Raw genomic sequence first — 17,303 nt, 5'->3', positions numbered from 1 at the left:
GTGTACGACCTGCTCTCGGGCCTGTCGGTGATCGAGGCGTCGTCGTTCGTCGCCTCGCCGACCGCCGGCCTCTATTGCGCGCAGATGGGCGCGGAGGTGATCCGCGTCGACCAGATCGGCGGCGGGCCGGATTTCCATCGCTGGCCGGTCACCGCGAACAGTGATTCGCTCTATTGGGAAAATCTCAACCGGGCGAAGAAGTCGGTCGCGCTCGATCTCGCCCGGCCGGAGGGGCGGGAGCTGTTGCAGGCGCTGGTTCGTGCGACAGGGCAGGTCATCACCAATTTCCCCGCCAGGGGCTTCATGGCGCACGACGTGCTGGCCGAGGGCCGCGCCGATCTCGTCACCGTGCGCGTGATGGGCTGGGCGGACGGCTCGCCCGCGCTGGATTACACCGTCAACAACGCGGTCGGCTATCCGATGCTGACGGGCGCGGGGCCGGAGCCGGTGAACCACGTCCTGCCGGCGTGGGACCTGCTCTCCGGCGCCTATGCCGCCTTCGCGCTGCTCGCCGCGCTGCGCCGCCGCGCGGAGACCGGCGCGGGAAGCGAGGTGCGCATCCCGCTCTCCGACGTGGCGATCGGCACGGTCGCCAACCTCGGCAGCATGGCGGAGGTGCTCTACGAGGGGCATGATCGCCCCCGGCTCGGCAACACGGTGTACGGCCTGTTCGGGCGCGATTTCGTGACCGCCGACGGCGTGCGGACGATGATCGTCGTCGTCACTCCGCGCCAGTGGAGCAACCTCGTCGCCGCGCTCGGCCTCGGCGAGGCGGTGGCGGCGGCGGAGGCGCGGCTCGGCGTGTCGTTCGCGAAGGACGACGGGCTGCGCTTCACGCACCGCGACACCCTGTTCCCACTGTTCGAGCGGGCGATCGCCGCGCGCGCCCATGCCGATCTCGCCGCCGCCTTCGACGCGGGCGGGGTGGTCCATTCCGCCTATCGCAATATGTCCGAGGCGGTGCGCGATCCGGCGCTGGTCGCGGACAATCCGATCTTCGGCGCGGCGGACAATCCCAGCGGCTTCGCCTATCCCGCCGCCGGAGCCTTCGCCACCGTCCCGCAGCTCGAACGCCGCCCGCCGGCATCGGCGCCGCGCAACGGCGAGCATAGCGAGCAGGTGCTCGCCGAGCGCCTCTCGCTCTCCTCGGGCGAGATCGCCCGCCTCATCGACTCCCGCATCATAGGAATTGCCCAATGACCAGTTTGCGCCGCGCCGCCATCGTCGCCCCGATCCGCACCGCCGTCGGCAAGTTCGGCGGCAGCCTCGCCGCCATGAACGCCGGGCAGCTCGGCGCGGTGGTGCTGAAGGCGCTGATCGAGCGGACGAGGATCGATCCCGCGCGGGTCGATGATGTCGTGTTCTCGCAAGGCTATGGCAATGGCGAGGCGCCGGCGATCGGCCATTGGGCGTGGCTCGCCGCCGGGCTGCCGATCGAGGTGCCGGGCTATCAGCTAGACCGGCGCTGCGGCTCCGGGCTTCAGGCGGTCGTCAACGCCGCGCTGATGGTGCAGACCGGGATGAGCGACGTGGTGGTCGCGGGCGGCGTCGAGAGCATGTCGAACGTCGAATATTACACCGTCGAGGGCCGGCGCGGCACCCGCGCGGGCGGGCTGATGCTGCACGACCGGCTGACACGCGGGCGCGTCATGTCGCAGCCGGTCGAAAGGTTCGGGGTGATCTCCGGCATGATCGAGACGGCGGAGAATCTCGCGCGTGACTACAACATCACCCGCGAGGCTGCCGACGCTTATGCCGTCCGCTCGCACCAGCGCGCCGCCGCCGCGTGGAAGAACGGCCTGTTCGACGACGAGCTGGTCCCCGTCCCCGTGCCGCAGCGCAAGGGCGATCCGGTGATCTTCGCGCATGACGAGGGCTATCGCGCCGACGCCAGCATGGAGACGCTGGGCGCGCTGAAGCCGATCGACGGCAAGACCATCCCCGGCGCGATCGTCACCGCCGGCAACGCCAGCCAGCAGAACGACGCCGCCGCCGCCTGCCTCGTCGTGGCGGAGGACAGGCTGGAGGAGCTGGGGCTGGAGCCGATCGCCTGGTTCCACAGCGCCGCCGCCGCCGGCTGCGATCCGGCGCGGATGGGGATCGGCCCGGTGCCGGCGGTCGAGCGGCTGTTCGCGCGCAACGGCCTGGGCTGGGGCGACATCGACCTCGTCGAGCTGAACGAGGCGTTCGCGCCGCAGGTGCTCGCCTGCCTCAAGGGCTGGGGCTGGAGCGCCGACGACAGCCGCAACGATATCCTGAACGTCAACGGCTCGGGCATCTCGCTCGGCCACCCGATCGGCGCGACCGGCGGGCGCATCCTTGCCAACCTCACCCGCGAGCTGCAACGACGCGGCGGGCGCTATGGTCTGGAGACCATGTGCATCGGCGGCGGGCAGGGAATCGCGGCGGTGTTCGAACGCGCCGCCTGAGGCGGAGAGGAGAGCGGGAATGGACGACTGGAGCGCGTGGACCGGACGCACCGAGACGCATGGCGACCGGGTCGATCCCGGCGCGGTCGCGCGCTGGTGCGCGACGCTCGACCGCGCCGCGCCGCTCGACGGCACCGCTCCGGCCGGCTTCCACTGGTGCCTGTGCCTGCCCGACGCGCCGACCGCGATGCTGGCCGCCGACGGGCACCCGCGCCGCGATCTCGGCCCGCGCAGCTTCCTGCCGCCGGTCCCGCTGCCGCGCCGCATGTGGGCGTCGAGCCGGATGGAGTTCCTCCACCCGCTGCGCCTCGGCGACGCGATCGAACGCCGCTCGCGCATCCTCTCGGTGACGCAGAAGCAGGGCAGCTCGGGCACGCTGGTCTTCATCGACGTGGCGCATGACCTGCTGGCGGCGGACGAACTGGCGGTGCGCGAGGTGCAGTCGGTGGTCTATCGTGAGGCGTCGCCGCCCGACGCCCCGCCGTCGCCGCCCCTGCCCGGTCCCGGCAATTTCGACACCGCGGCATGGGAAGCGGTGCGCACCATCGTGCCGCCGCCGCCGCTGCTGTTCCGCTATTCCGCGCTGACCTTCAACAGCCACCGCATCCATTACGACCTGCCCTACGCCACCGCCAGGGAGGGTTATCGCGGGCTGGTCGTCCACGCCCCGCTCACCGCGACGCTGCTGCTGGAGCTGGCGCGGCGCGAGCTGGGGGATCACGCGCTGCGCACCTTCTCCTTCCGCGGCGTCTCCCCCGCGATCGCCGGCGAGACGCTGCATCTGGCGATGAAGGCGGACGGTCAGGCGATCGAGCTGGGCGCCTTCGCCGCCGATGGCCGGCGGGTGATGCAGGCGCGCGGCGAGCGCTGAGCTCAGGGTCTCAGGGCGCGGCGGGCTTCTTCTTCCGCGCGATGCGGCGATAGAGGCCGCGCAGCAGCACCAGCACGGCGATCGCCACGCCGAGCACGAGGATGGCGACCGCCGCCGCCGCCCACGGGCTGGCGAAGGCGGCGAGCAGCAGCCCGGTGGTCGCGATGTCCCCGCTGGTGGACAGCACCGCGTTCGATACCGGCTCCGGGCTGGCATTGGCGAGGGCGCGCGTGCCGGCCTTGGCGCCGTGCGTCAGCATCGCCGCGCCGCCACCGAGCAGCAGTGCGATCACCTGCCATCTGGGGTCGGCCGGATCGACGATGGCGAGCGCGAGCAGCGCGCCGCCGAGCGGCCGGATCAGCGTGTGGACCGCGTCCCACGCGCTGTCGATCCACATCACCTTGTCGGCGAGGAACTCGGCCGCCGCGCCGACGCCCGCGACGGCGATCACCCACGGATTCGCCAGCACGTCGAGCGCATGGAGGTGCGCCGGCATCGCGATCCAGCCGAAGTGCATCGCCAGCCCGGTGACGAAGACGCAGACGTACAGTCGCCATCCGCTCAACAGGCTGACGCTCGCCGCCAGCCCAAGGATGCCCGCCGCGGTCATGGCGTCATCCTAGCAGCTTGTCCGCCGTCAATCGACCCGCTCGACCCCCGTCTCGATACCGCCCGATGCCCCGGCGGCGAGCGGAATCCGCACGGTGAAGCTGCTGCCCTTGCCCGGACCGCCGCTGTCCACCGTGATCGTCCCGCCGTGCAGCGCGACAAGCTGCTTGACCAGCGCCAGCCCGATGCCCAGCCCGCCCTGCGCGCGGGTGCGGTGATCCTCGACCTGCGCGAAGATCTGGAAGATGCGCGCCTGCATCTCCTGCGGGATGCCGATACCGGTGTCGGCGACGACGATCTCCGCATCCCCCGCCGCCCGCCGCGCGATGAGCGACACGCGGCCGCCGGCGGGGGTGTATTTGGCGGCGTTGTTGAGCAGGTTGCCGATCACCTGCGCCAGCCGGGTATGGTCCGCGTCCAGCCACACCGGCCCGGCCGGAAGCTGCTCGACGAAGACATGGCCGCCCGCCTCCAGATGCGGCCGGTTCGCCTCCACCGCCGAGCGCAGCACCTCCTTCAGCTCGACGCGCTCGCGCTTGAGCGAAAGCTTGCCCTCGCTGATCCGCGAGATGTCGAGCAGATCCTCCACCAGGCGCGAGAGGTGGGAAAGCTGCCGCGCCATCTGCGCGCGGATCGCCTCGGCCCGTTCGCCGCCACCGCGCCGCTCAAGCAGGTGAAGCCCGCCGCTGAGCGCCGCCACCGGGTTGCGCAACTCATGCCCGAGCATCGCGAGGAACTCGTCCTTGTGCCGGTCCGCGTCGCGCAGCGCGCGGGCCGCCGCCTCCAGCTCGTCGCGCTGCGCGGCGAGCTGCTGGCGCTGGCGGTGGAGATCGAAGAACACATTCGCCTTGCTGCGCAGGATATCCGGCTCGATCGGCTTCTGGATGAAGTCCACCGCGCCGGCCTCATAGCCGCGAAAGCGCCGCTGCCGGTCTGCGCTGCCCGCCGTCACGAAGATGATCGGGATGTGGCGCGTGCGCTCGTTGCCACGCATGAACTCCGCCAGCTCGAACCCGTCCATCCCCGGCATCTGCACGTCGAGCAGCGCCAGCGCGACGTCGTGGCGCAGCAGCAGCTCCAGCGCCTCCTCGCCGGAGCGCGCCTTCAGCACGACGAGGCCGTCGCGCCGCAGCAGCGCCTCCAGCGACAGGAGATTGCCCTCGAGATCGTCGACCAGGAGAAAGTGGACCTGCTCCATCACCGCCTTCATACCTCTCCCAGATCAAGCAAACAGGCCGCGATGGCGTCAAGCGACAGCGCCCGCGCGGCGGGACAAGCCTTGAGCGCCGCCGTCGGCATGATCGAGGCGCAGGCGGTCGCCGGCTCCTCGACCAGCGCGATCCCGCCCGCCTCCGCGACCGCCGCCAGCCCGCGCGCGCCGTCCTGGTTGGCGCCGGTCAGCACCACCCCGGCGAGCGCGGCGCCATAGGCGTCGGCGGCGCTTTCGAACAGCACGTCGATCGACGGACGCGAATATAGCACCGGATCGTCGGCCGACAGCGACAACGTGCGATCCGCCTCCACCTGGAGGTGATAGTCGGGCGGCGCGAAATAGATTGTGCCGGGCACGGCCGGCTCCTTGTCCTCCGCCTCGCGCACCGCGATGCGGCATTTCGACTGGAACAGCGCGGCGAGCACGCTGCGCCGGTCGGCGGGCACATGGACGACGACCAGCACCGGCAGCGGATAATCGGCCGGCAGGCGCGGCAGGATCGCCGACAGCGCCTCCACCGCGCCGGCCGACGCGCCAATCGCCACGGCCTCGATCCGGGCGACCGTCACGGCTCGCGCCTCTGGTAGATCTTCTCCTCGCGCACGAAATCGGCGAACGAGCGCGCGTGGCTGGAGAAGCGCAGGCTCTCCTTGCCGCCCAGCCCGAGGAATCCGCCGCGCACCAGCGAATCGCGGAACAGCCCGATCGCGCGGTCCTGCAACGCCCGGTCGAAATAGATCAGCACGTTGCGACACGAGATCAGGTGCATCTCGGCGAACACCGCGTCGGTGACGAGGCTGTGGTCGGAAAAGACCACGCGGTTGCGCAGACTCTTGTCGAATGCCGCCCCGCCATAAGCGGTGCTGTAATAATCGGAGAGCGAGGATTTGCCGCCCGATCGCTGGTGGTTCTCGGTGAAAGCCTTGATCCGGTCGAGCGAATAGATGCCGGTGGAGGCGGTCTTCAGCGCATCGGGGTTGATGTCGGTGGCGTAGAACAGGGTGCGTTCCTCCAGCCCCTCCTCGCGGAACAGGATGACGAACGAATACAGCTCCTCCCCGCTGCTGCACCCCGCGATCCACACGCGAAGCGAGGGATAGGTGCGCAGGCGCGGGATCACCTTCTCGCGGATCGCGCGGAAATAGAGCGGATCGCGGAACATCTCGCTGACCTGCACGGTGAGATAGCCGAGCAGCGCGCCCAGCATCGCCGGATCGTGCAGCAGCGCCTCCTGCATCGCGGAGAAGCTGCGCAGCCCCATCTGCTCCCGCGCCTGCCGCAGCCGGCGGCGGATCGAGGTGCGCGCATAGTTGCGGAAGTCGTAGTGATAGCGGCGATAGAGCGCGTCGAGCAGCAGCTCGATCTCGATATCCTCGATCTCGTCGCGCATCGCCCCGTCAGCCTCAGCGCGGCATCCAGACGCGGACCAGCGAGAGCAGCTTGTCCACGTCCAGCGGCTTGGCCATATAGTCGTTCGCGCCCGCCTCGATGCAGCGCTCCTGATCGTCGGGCATCGCCTTGGCGGTGAGCGTGATGATCGGCAGCTTGCGCCAGCGGGGGTCCTTGCGGATCTCGCGCGTCGCGGTCAGCCCGTCCATCACCGGCATCATCACGTCCATCAGCACCAGGTCGATCGCCTGCGCGGGATCGCCGGCGGCCTTGCCGAGCGCGTCGAGCGCCTCCTGCCCGTTGCGCGCGATCTCCACCCGCGCGCCGCGCGGCTCGAGGATGTTGGTGAGCGAATAGACGTTGCGCACGTCGTCCTCGACGATCAGGATTCGCCGTCCTTCGAGGATCGCATCGCGGCTGCGCGCCTTGCGGATCATCTTCTGCTGCTCGGGCGGCAGGTCGTTGACCACCTGATGCAGGAACAGCGAGACCTCGTCGAGCAGCCGCTCGGGCGAGCGCGCGCCCTTGATGATGATCGAATCCGAATAGCGGCGCAGGCGCTGCTCCTCGTCGGGCGAAAGATCGCGCCCGGTATAGACGATCACCGGCGGGAAGGCGTGGTTGCCGTCCGCGCTCAATGTCTCGAGCAGCGAGAAGCCGGTCGCGTCGGGCAACGACAGATCGAGCACCATGCAGTCGAACGTCTGCTCCTTCAGCCGTTCGAGGCATTCCGCCGCCGTCCCCGCGCCGACCGTCTCGACATCGCCGGTGGCGAGCAGCTTGCCGACCGCCTCGCGCTGGCGCGGATCGTCCTCCACGATCAGCACGCGACGCACGGTACGGGTGAGCGTCGAGGCCAGCGCGTCGAGCACGCGGGCGAGGTCGTCGCGCTTCACCGGCTTCATGAGATAGCCGATCGCGCCGAGCGACAGCGCGGTCTGCGTATGATCGCTGCCCGAGACGACATGCACCGGGATGTGCCGCGTCTCGACATCGCGTTTCAGCCGGTCGAGCACGGCGAGGCCGGACTGGTCGGGCAGGCCGACGTCGAGCACCACGGCGCTCGGCCGGTATTGCCGCGCCAGCTCCAGCGCCTCTTCCGCCGTGCCGGCGACGAGGCACTGGAAGCCCATCTCGCGGGAGAGGTCGCAGACGATGCCGGCGAAGGTCGCGTCGTCCTCGACCACCAGCAGGATGCGCATCGCCTCGCTCAGCCGGTCGCGATCGTCCTCCACGCGGCGCGGCAGCAGCGCCGGGCGCGCGGCGGCCGGCGGCGCGGGCATGGCCGGCGCCGATGCGGTCGGCGGCGACGCCATCACCGGCGCGTCGCGCGAGGCGACGAACGCCGGGTCGTAGCTCCGCGGGATGACGAGGGTGAAGGTGCTGCCCTGTCCCTCCACGCTGGTCAGCGTGATCGTCCCGCCGAGCAGCCGCGCCAGCTCGCGGGAGATCGACAGCCCCAGCCCGGTGCCGCCGTAGCGGCGGCTGATCGTGCCGTCGGCCTGGCGGAACGCCTCGAAGATGTCGTGCTGCTGCTCCGCCGCGATGCCGATGCCGGTATCGGCGACGGCCAGCGCCAGCCGGTCGCCGTCCGCGCGCTCGATCGACAGGCGCACGCTCCCGGCCTCGGTGAACTTGAAGGCATTGGCGAGCAGGTTCTTGAGAATCTGCTCCAGCCGCTGCCGGTCGGTGTCGATCGTCGCCGGGCAATCGGGCGCGATGGAGATGGCGAATTGCAGCCCGCGCTCGTCGGCGACCGGCTGGAACAGCGGGCGCAGGTCGGTCGCGAGCCGCTCCAGCGCGATCGTTTCCGGCCGGACCTGCACATGCCCGGCCTCGATCTTCGACAGGTCGAGGATGTCGTTGATGAGCCCGAGCAGGTCGTTGCCCGACGAATGGATCGTGCGGGCGTAGTTGACCTGCTCCTCGGTCAGGTTGTCGTCTGGATTGTCGCCCAGCAGCTTGGAGAGGATCAGCAGCGAATTGAGCGGCGTGCGCAGCTCGTGCGACATGTTGGCGAGGAAATCGGACTTGTAGCGGCTCGCCTGCTCCAGCTCGCGCGCCTTCAACTCCACCACCGCGTTGGTGCGGGAGAGATTGTCGCGCTGCACCTCCAGCTCCTGCGCCTGTTCCTCGAGCTGGGCGTTGGTCTGCTCCAGCTCGGCCTGCTGCTGCTCCAGCCGGCCCTGCGATTCGCGCAGCGCGCGGCCCTGCTCCTCCAGTTCCTCGTTCGAGACGCGCAGTTCCTCGCTCTGGACCTGCAATTCCTCCGCCTGGCGCTGCGTCTCCTCCAGCAGGTTCTGCAATTCGCCACGATAGCGCGCCGAGCGCAGCGCGATGCCGGCCGCGTTCGAAACCTCGCCGAGCAATTCCAGCACGCGATCGTCGACCGGCCGCAGGAAGCCCAGCTCGATCACCCCCTGCACCATCCCGTCCGCGTGCGTCGGGGCGATCACCAGATGGCGCGGCCGATCGCGCCCCAGCGCCGATCCGATCATGAGATAGCCGTCGGGCACGTCGTCGATCACCATCGCCTCGCCACTCGCGACGACCTGCCCGAGCAGGCCGTCGCCGCGTGCAAAGCCTGCGACGATATCGGCATCCGCCGGCACGCCGTAAACGGCGACGCGGCGATAGCGGCTGCCGTCGCCGACGAACACCGCGCCGGCCGTCGCGCCGAGGAAGCGCGCGAGGAAGGCGAGGATATTGTCGCCGGCCTGCGCCTCGCTGAGATCGCCAAGCACCGCCGTCCCCAACCCGACATGCCCGGACTGGAGCCAATCGTGATGCTCGCGCATCAGCGCGGCGCGGCGCAGCAGCGCCCCGATGAACAGGGTCAGCAGCACGCCGGCCACGCCGGTCAGCAACACGCTGAGCCATGCCGCGCGATAGGCGCTGTCCATCGCCGCGATCCCCGCGCGGCGCAGACGCGTCTCCTCCTGCAGCATCAGGTCGAGCTGTTCGCGGATCGCGTCCATCTCGGCCTTGCCGCGATCGCTGTTGACCAATGCTATCGCGGCGGCGGTGCCCTTCTCGCGGCGCAGCGCGATCGTGTCGTTCAATTCGGCGAACTTGTCGCGGATATGGCGGCGCAGCGCCACCAGGCGGGACGCTTCGGCGGCATTGCCGGCCGTGAGCGCCGCGATACGGTCGGTCTGCGCGGCGACGTTGCTTTCCGCGTCCCGATACGGCTCGAGATAGCGTTCGTTGCCGGTCAGCAGATAGCCGCGCTGCCCGGTTTCGGCGTCCTGCATCGTCGACAGCAGATCGTCGATCGAACGGATGATCGTATGCGAATGCTGGATGCGGTTCGCATGATCCACCAACGCGCCGACGTTGCGGTAGGTGATCGTGCCGCTGACGACGAAGAACAGGATCATCGCCGCCAGCCCCAACGCCGTCCGCGCGTTCAGCCCGGTTCTCCGGATCAGAGTCGTGCGCATGGAAGCATCGGTCATCGGCGTCTCGGCGGTTGGCGCCGAAAAGCTATCGGCATGACGCGCTAGAGATAGGGAAAACGCGAATGATGGCAAGCACCTGACGGAAGCGGGCCTTTCCCCGCCTTCGGCTATCCCGCCGCGCGCTCCTTTCGCCGTTCGAGAAGACGCGCCGCGAAGACCAGCGCGCCGATCAGCAGCACCGGCCCGATATCGAAGCGCGCGCGATTGTTCTCCCACACGTCGAACGAACTGGAGATCACGATCACCCAGCCACCGAGCAGCAGGTTCGCCGCATCGCTCGCCAGCGCCGGGGGCATCGCGGTGAGCGCGCGGGCGCGCAGCAGCGCGAGCAGCCGCGCGGCGACGGTGATGCCGAACCCGACATAGAGCGGGAACACCGCCAGCTCGGTCAGCGACACCTGGAGCAGCGGCGCGGTGGTGCGGCGCGGATCGTCGATGCGGCCGAGCCACGCGGCCGGCTGGAGGCCGACGACGGCATTGCCGATCCGCTCCCACGGCGCGATCACCGCGCGGTTGCGCTCCAGCCCCTTGAACTCGCTCGGCGGGCGGTTGAAGTGATAGAGCGAGGTCGCCAGCACGCCGACGAAGCCGACCGGGTCGGCCGCCAGCCCGACCAGCGCGTCACGCGTCCGCGCCGCGCCGATCTTCGTATAGAGGATATGGTTCCAGTTATCCTCGCCGGTCGATTTGCGCAGGTTGTCGAGGCTCGGCTCGCCGGTCGGCGGGATCGGCGGGAGCATCGCGAGATAGACCGGCGGCGGGGAGAAGCCCTGCACCACCGCGAAGCGCGACAGCTTCCCCTCGCGGATCATCGCCTCGCGCGTCGCCAGCGGCAGGCGATCGACGGTTGTGTGGTCGACGTTGAGCGGCGCCCAGCTGCTCAGCGCGGTCGAGCCGAAGATCACGAGGTTCTTGAGCATCACCGCGCCGATCGCGGCGGCGGGCAGCGCGGCGGCGAACAGAACGCGGCGGCGCATCCCGGCAGCCGCCAGCAGCACGATCGCGAGCAAGGCTACGAACAGCACCGGATGGATCATCGAACGCAGCAGCGTCGTCACCGCCAGCATCGCGAAGCCGAACGCCAGCCAGCCGGTCGAGCGCCGCGTCAGCCCCGCGTGCAGCCCCCACAGCGCCATGCACAGCAGCCACGGCACCAGCCCGTCATAATAGAGCTTCTGCGAGAACAGCAGCACGGCGGGCGACACGCACAGCCACGCCGCGACGACGAAGGCCAGGCGCGGGCGCCCGGTCATGTCGCGCAGCAGCGCATGGACCGCGAGGATGCCGCCAAGCGTGACCAGAGCGTAGATCGTCCCGACGATCCACGGGAACGCTGCCGGCCCGGCCCTGAGCGCCAGCCCGATCATCAGGTTGAACAGGGGCGGCTGGCTGTGGAGATACCAGAGCGTGCGCCACAGATGCTCGCGCAGCAGCGCGAGGTCCGCGATCTGCATCCAGCTCGTCAGATTGTCCGCGTCGAATCGCTGGCCGAGCGCCAGCACGGCCAGTCGCACCGCGACGAACCATGCCGCCAGGATCAGCGCCGATCGCGCGCCGCCGGTTTGCGCCTTCATATTCCCCGTTCCTCCCGTTCCCCCGCCGCATAGCGAGGCAACGGTAAAGAGCGCGATAATGAAGGGTCAGCGCGCGCTTTCCTCCCGTGCCAGCGCGCCGCTCTCGCGCGTCTCGCGCATCCTGAGATAGACGATCAGCGACACGCCGATCATCGCGGTGACGTACCAGTAGAAGCCGCGCTCGATCCCCGCGCGCTTGAACCACAAGGCGACATATTCAGCCGTCCCGCCGAACAAGGTGTTGGCCAGCGCATAGGGCAGCGCCACGCCGAGCGTGCGGATGTTGGCGGGGAACAGCTCCGCCTTCACCACCGCGTTGATCGAGGTATAGCCGGTGACGATCACCAGCGCCGCCAGCACCAGCAGGAAGGCGTTGAACGGGCTGGAGACGCGCTCCAGCGCGAGGAACAGCGGCACGGTGCCGAGTACGCCAGCGATGCCGAAGCCGACCATCAGCGGCTTGCGCCCGATCCGGTCGGAGAGAGCGCCGGCAAGCGGCTGGAGCAGCATGTAGATAAACAAGGCCGCCGTCATCACGCGCGAGGCGGTCGACACCGGGAAGCCCGAGGTGTTGACGAGGAATTTCTGGAGATAGATGCTGTAAGCATAGAAGGCGAGCGTGCCGCCCGCCGTCAGCCCCATCACCACCAGCACCTCGCGCGGGTGATCGCGCATCAGCGCCAGCCCGCTCGGGCGCGCCGCCGGCTTCTCCCCCAAACGACGAAAGGATTCGGTTTCCGCCATCCCGCGCCGCAGCCGGAACACCGCCAGCGCGAGCAGCCCGCCGATCGCGAACGGGACGCGCCAGCCCCAGGCGTGGAGCTGGCTCTCGCTCAGCACCAGTTGGAGCGCGAGCAGCACGCACAGCGCGACAAGCTGCCCGGCGATCAGCGTGACATATTGGAAGCTGGAGAAGAAGCCGCGCCGCTCCTGCCCCGCCATCTCGCTGAGATAGACCGCGCTCGCGCCATATTCGCCGCCGACCGACAGCCCCTGCATCAGCCGCGCGAGCAGCAGCAGCACCGGGGCGGCCAGCCCGATCGCGGCGAACGGCGGGGTCAGCGCGATCAGCAGCGAGCCGGCGCACATCAATATCACCGACAGCGTCAGCCCCGCGCGCCGCCCGTAGCGATCGGCATACAGCCCCATCGCCCACGCCCCGATCGGCCGCATCACGAAGCCCACCGCGAAGATCGCCGCCGTGTTCAGCAATTGCGAGGTGCGGTCGCTCTGCGGGAAGAACACCGGCGCGAAATAGAGCGCGAACGCCGCATAGACATACCAGTCATACCATTCGACCAGATTGCCCGCCGATCCGGCGACGATCGAACGCAGCCGCTTTCCCACGGTGGCATGATCCATATCGTCTCTTTCTCCCCGGAGGCTCGCGGCGATCCGCCCTTGCGACGAACGGCTTGCCGGACTCAAGCCCGCATCATTCGCGCGCGAGCAGCACCTGCGCGGCGGCCTCGTCGTCGCCCGAGGCGTCGTCGACGATCGTCACCGTCACCTTGCTCAGATCGCCGGTGAAGGCGAACGGCGCGGCATAGTCCGACACCGGGCTGGAACGGTCATGCCCGATATCCAGCCCGGACCAGGAGATGAAGTTGACGAAGCCGTGGCGGATCGCCCCGCCGCCGATCGCCGCGTCCCCGGCCCGCAGCGTCACCGTCGCCGGCGCGCCGTGCGTCACCTCGACCGCGAGGACATGCTCGCCCGGCGCGACCGGCGCGTCGGACCGCACGACCTGATGCGCGCCGACGTTCACGTCGTAATGCAAATGCCCGTCGCGCAGGAACAGGCTGTAGCCGCAGGTCGCGTCGCCATGCGCGATCAGCACGCCCTCGTCGCCCTTGGCGATGCGCACATGCGCCTCGATCCGGTAGCTGCGCGCGCGCAGGTCGGGCGCGACATCGGTCGGGATATGCCCCATCCCCTTGTGGAAGGTGAAGACGCGCCGCGCGCCGAGCCGCCGCGCGGCATTCTCTGCGAAGCGCGGGCCGAAGCGGTCGTCGAGCGGCAGCACGTCATGCGCCTCCGCCTCCCGCCACCACAGGTCGATCAGTTCGGCGAGCCTCTCCGGCTCGGCTTCCGCGAGGTTGTTGGTTTCGGAAAAATCGATGTCGAGATGGAACAGCTCCCATTTGTCGTCGGCGTAAGGCGTGCCGGGCGGGTGGAAGGCGACCGCCTTCCAGCCCCGGTGGATGATGCCGCGATGGCCGAACATCTCGAAATATTGCGGCGTGTCGCGCGCGGGCGCGGCGGCGTCGAACAGGCTGGCGGCGAAGCTCGTCCCCTCCAGCGGCATCTGCGCCACGCCGCCCACCTGCTCCGGCGGCGCGATGCCGATCAGGTCGAGCAGGGTCGGCACCACGTCGACGCAATGCGCGAACTGGTGGCGCACCTCGCCGCGCGCCGCGATGCGCGACGGCCAGCTTATCACCAGCGGATCGCGGATGCCGCCGCCGTGGGTATTCTGCTTGTAGCGGCGGAGCGGGGTGTTCGCCGCCATCGCCCAACCGAGCGGGAAATTGGAATGCGTGTCCGGCCCGCCGATATCGTCGATCCGCGCGATCTTCTCCTCGATCGGCTCGGGCCGCTGGTTGTACGGCCCCATCGCGTTGACGAAGCCGTACATCATGCCTTCCTGGCTGGCGCCATTGTCCGACAGCACCAGCACCAATGTGTCGTCGGTCAGCCCGGCCTGATCGAGGAAGGCCATCAGCCGCGCGATATGGCGATCGGCATGGTCGAGCATCGCGGCATAGGCGGCCTGCAACCGCGTGAACAGCCGGCGCTCGTCCGCGCCGTGATTCTCCCACGGTTGCACGAAATCGTTGCGCGGCGGCATGTGCGTGTCGGGCGGCACCAGCCCGGCCCGCTTCATCGCGGCGAGGCGGCGCTTGCGCTCCACGTCCCAGCCGTGCGCGAACGCGGCGTCATAGTGGCGGATCAGCTCCCGCGGCGCCTGATGCGGCGCGTGGCAGGCGCCATAGGCGAGCCACAGCAGGAACGGCGCGTCGGGCTTCGCCGCGACATGATCGGCAACGAAGCGGATCGCCTCGTCGGTCAGGTCGGCGGTGAGGTGATAGCCGCTCGCGTAGGTTCCGGGCGGCGTCACCGCCGTATTGTCGCGCACCAGCTCCGGCGCATATTGATCGGTCTCGGCATCCATGAAGCCGTAGAAGCGATCGAACCCGCGCCCGAGCGGCCAGCCGTCGACCGGCCCCGCCGGCCCGGTCTCGCCGAGGGGGGTGACGTGCCATTTGCCGACCATGTAGCTGTTGTAGCCGTGCGGTCGCAGCATCTCCGCCAGCGTGCCGGCCTCGCGGCGGATCTTGCCGCGATAGCCGGGATAGCCGCTGTCGAAATTGGCGAGGCAGCCCATGCCGACCGAATGGTGGTTGCGCCCGGTCATCAGCGCGGCGCGGGTGGTGGAGCACATCGCGGTGGTGTGGAAACCGGAATAGCGCATCCCGCGCGCCGCGATCGCGTCGATCGCCGGGGTGCGGATCGACGAGCCGTAGCAGCCGAAGTCCGCGAAGCCGACGTCGTCGAACAGGATGACGATGATGTTGGGCGCCCCCTCCGGCGCGCGCGGCGGGGTGGGCCAATGCGCCTTGTGCGGCGTCGCCAGCGGATCGCGCGCGCTCACCATCGCAAAACCCTCATGGCCGATCCTTCCTCTCCCGCCGCGACGCGGCCCGTTCCGGGGAGTGTAGGCGCGATGGCGGCCGGCCCGCAATCTCGCGGTCGTGGCCAAGGCCCGCGGCGGCGGCTAAGGTCGGCGTGGAGAAACATGCCCATGCCGACGCCGCGACAACCGATCGACTCTGCCGCCCCCTTCGCTCGGCCCCGGCTGCGGGCGATCGCGCGGCCGGTGTTCGTCGCCATCGCCTGCGTCGCCGGCCTCTTTGCCGGCGATCGCGCGTCCGCCCGCGATTATGCGTCGCGCGACATCGGCGACTGGACAGTGGCGGCGAGCAAGGATGGCAAGGGCTGCTTCCTGACGCGGGAATATGAGCGGAATGGGGGGACGAGGCTGCTCCTCGGCCTCGATATCGACGGCACGAATCGTCTCTCGGTGCTCAACGCGAACTGGTCGATCAAGCCGAAGGACCAGCTGAAGCTGAATTTCCGCCTGTCGAACAGCAGCTATCCCGCGCATTTCGCCGTCGGCATCGCATCGGACGGGCAACAGGGATTCGTCACCAGCTTCGGTGCGCAATTCCCGGCCTATTTCGCGGCATCCGGAAGCCTCGATATCTCGCGCGGCGACGTGCCGGTGGAGCGGCTGAGCCTCGATGGAGGCAAAGCGGCGGTCGCGGCGCTTAGGAAATGCGTCGCTGCCCAGCGGGAAAATCCGGTCGCCACGGCGGGCCGCAAGGCGCGATCCGATGATATCCCGGCTGATCCGTTCGCGGTTTCCTCACGAAAGTCGAAGAAGAAATAGCAGGAAGGGCGAGTCCGTCGCTGCGACGAAGCGCCCCGATACCGCGCCGTGCCCACGGGGACGATCGGCTGGACGGAGAAGATGCACAGCCGGACAGAATCCGGATTGTCGGGAGAGCCGCCGCGCGGCTTGCTAGCTCCCGTTGGTTAACGATTGGAAGAAACCCGATGTCCGCTTTTGCGTCGAAATCCATGCTTGCCGTGGTGACTTTGGCCGGCGCCCTTGGCCTCGGTGGCTGCGCCACCAAATCCTATGTGCGCGAGCAGATCGAACCCGTGAGCCAGCGCGTCGGCGTGCTCGAGACGAGATTGCAGGAGACCGACGGCACCGCCAAATCGGCGCTGGCGGCGGCGCAGGCGGCGGCCGGCCAGGCGCAGAACAACAGCCAGCGGCTCGATCAGCTCGGCAGCCGGGTGGACGGCGTCGAGCAGCGGCTGACGGTGCAGGAGCAGAAGCGCGCCAAGCGCCCGCGCCATTGATCGCACACCGCGACGCATATAAATCAGACTGTCTTTCCCTGTCGGTCGTCCCCCAGCGGGGCGGCCGATTCCTTTCGAGTGCCTCGACCTGATGATCCATGTCCTGCGGGCGCTGGCCGCGCTTGCGCTGATCGTTCCGGCCGCGGCCGGCGCGCATCCCGCCAAGCCTGTGCACAAGGCGGCCAAGCCTGTGAAAAAGACGGCGAAGGCGCGGCCGGCAGGCAAAGCCGCGCCGGCGGCGATGCCGGCGATCGTCCCTTCGGAAGCCGCGACGCGCGTCGCCGAGTGGGTGGCCGCGTCGAACGACAATCATTCGCTGCCCTGGGCCGTGGTCGACAAGACGAATGCCGCCGTGTTTCTGTTCGATCCGCAGGGTAAGCCGCTCGGCTCGGCCCCGGTGCTGATCGGCATCGCGGTGGGCGACGAGGCCACTCCCGGCGTCGGCAGCAAGAAGCTGGCCGATCTCGGCCCGGCCGAGAAGACGACGCCGGCGGGGCGCTTCCTCGCGAAGTTCGGCATGCCGGTGGGCGGCGAGCGGGTGCTGTGGGTGGATTATGCGACATCGGTGGCGCTCCACCCGATCCCGAAGGACGCCGGCGCCAGGGAAAAGCGCCGCGAGCGGATGCTGTCCCCGACGCCGGACGACAATCGCATCACCTTCGGGTGCATCAACGTGCCCAAGGCGTTCTACGGCAAGCTGCTCAGCCCGCTGTTCCGGAAGAAGGGCGGCTATGTCTATGTGCTGCCCGACACGAAGCCGCTGGAGGACGTGTTTCCCCGCCTGCGGCTTCAGGCCGTCGCGAACGCCGCCGCCCGATAGCGCGC

Annotated in this window: 14 protein-coding genes; 6 read left to right on the top strand and 8 right to left on the bottom strand. The window is 69.4% G+C overall.

What is annotated here, in order from left to right; all coding sequences use genetic code 11:
* From F9288_RS06595 to F9288_RS06585, 3 genes are read left to right on the top strand one after another with little or no spacing between them, the layout of a single operon-like run.
* The gene (locus tag F9288_RS06595; protein ID WP_174835888.1) at positions 1-1,200 is read left to right on the top strand and encodes a CoA transferase; all 1,200 of its coding nucleotides are present in this window, start codon (positions 1-3) and stop codon (positions 1,198-1,200) included.
* On the top strand, positions 1,197-2,429 hold the full coding sequence (locus tag F9288_RS06590; RefSeq protein WP_174835887.1) for an acetyl-CoA C-acetyltransferase: 1,233 nt from the start codon (positions 1,197-1,199) through the stop codon (positions 2,427-2,429). Before F9288_RS06595 ends, F9288_RS06590 begins: the two co-directional genes overlap by 4 nt.
* A 19-nt stretch (positions 2,430-2,448) precedes the next feature.
* Positions 2,449-3,300, top strand: a complete 852-nt coding sequence (locus F9288_RS06585; protein ID WP_174835886.1) for a MaoC family dehydratase N-terminal domain-containing protein — start codon at positions 2,449-2,451, stop codon at positions 3,298-3,300.
* 10 nt (positions 3,301-3,310) lie between these two features.
* Here F9288_RS06585 and F9288_RS06580 read toward each other — a convergent pair whose 3' ends face one another.
* From F9288_RS06580 to F9288_RS06545, 8 genes are all read right to left on the bottom strand, one after another.
* Positions 3,311-3,910: a DUF4126 domain-containing protein gene (locus tag F9288_RS06580; protein ID WP_174835885.1), complete on the bottom strand. Its 600-nt coding sequence runs from the start codon at positions 3,908-3,910 to the stop codon at positions 3,311-3,313.
* A gap of 27 nt (positions 3,911-3,937) precedes the next feature.
* Positions 3,938-5,119, bottom strand: a complete 1,182-nt coding sequence (locus tag F9288_RS06575) for a hybrid sensor histidine kinase/response regulator (RefSeq protein WP_254621104.1) — start codon at positions 5,117-5,119, stop codon at positions 3,938-3,940.
* Positions 5,116-5,691, bottom strand: a complete 576-nt coding sequence (locus F9288_RS06570) for a chemotaxis protein CheB (protein ID WP_174835884.1) — start codon at positions 5,689-5,691, stop codon at positions 5,116-5,118. Before F9288_RS06570 ends, F9288_RS06575 begins: the two co-directional genes overlap by 4 nt.
* Complete coding sequence (locus F9288_RS06565) at positions 5,688-6,512, bottom strand: protein-glutamate O-methyltransferase CheR (protein ID WP_174835883.1); 825 nt, start codon at positions 6,510-6,512, stop codon at positions 5,688-5,690. Before F9288_RS06565 ends, F9288_RS06570 begins: the two co-directional genes overlap by 4 nt.
* Positions 6,513-6,525: 13 nt before the next feature.
* Positions 6,526-9,969, bottom strand: coding sequence for a response regulator (locus tag F9288_RS06560; protein ID WP_174835882.1), 3,444 nt, complete (start codon positions 9,967-9,969; stop codon positions 6,526-6,528).
* 110 nt (positions 9,970-10,079) lie between these two features.
* On the bottom strand, positions 10,080-11,546 hold the full coding sequence (locus F9288_RS06555) for a hypothetical protein (protein WP_174835881.1): 1,467 nt from the start codon (positions 11,544-11,546) through the stop codon (positions 10,080-10,082).
* Between the two features lie 66 nt (positions 11,547-11,612).
* Positions 11,613-12,908 (bottom strand): MFS transporter, encoded by a 1,296-nt coding sequence (locus F9288_RS06550; RefSeq protein WP_174835880.1) that lies wholly within the window; start codon positions 12,906-12,908, stop codon positions 11,613-11,615.
* Positions 12,909-12,981: 73 nt separating this feature from the next.
* Positions 12,982-15,204 (bottom strand): arylsulfatase, encoded by a 2,223-nt coding sequence (locus F9288_RS06545; RefSeq protein WP_174835879.1) that lies wholly within the window; start codon positions 15,202-15,204, stop codon positions 12,982-12,984.
* Between the two features lie 141 nt (positions 15,205-15,345).
* Between F9288_RS06545 and F9288_RS06540 the strand changes: the two genes are divergently transcribed.
* The 3 genes from F9288_RS06540 to F9288_RS06530 all read left to right on the top strand — a co-directional run bounded on the left by F9288_RS06540 (position 15,346) and on the right by F9288_RS06530 (position 17,298).
* Positions 15,346-15,999: a hypothetical protein gene (locus F9288_RS06540; protein ID WP_174835878.1), complete on the top strand. Its 654-nt coding sequence runs from the start codon at positions 15,346-15,348 to the stop codon at positions 15,997-15,999.
* 167 nt (positions 16,000-16,166) lie between these two features.
* Positions 16,167-16,478, top strand: a complete 312-nt coding sequence (locus tag F9288_RS06535) for a hypothetical protein (RefSeq protein WP_174835877.1) — start codon at positions 16,167-16,169, stop codon at positions 16,476-16,478.
* Positions 16,479-16,569: 91 nt separating this feature from the next.
* Positions 16,570-17,298, top strand: coding sequence for a hypothetical protein (locus F9288_RS06530; protein WP_174835876.1), 729 nt, complete (start codon positions 16,570-16,572; stop codon positions 17,296-17,298).
* Positions 17,299-17,303: the final 5 nt, after the last annotated feature.

The sequence above is a fragment of the Sphingomonas sp. CL5.1 genome (assembly GCF_013344685.1).
GTDB lineage: Bacteria > Pseudomonadota > Alphaproteobacteria > Sphingomonadales > Sphingomonadaceae > Sphingomonas.
Note: the sequence above shows the minus strand (reverse complement) of the source record. Positions and strands in the feature narration are given on the sequence as shown.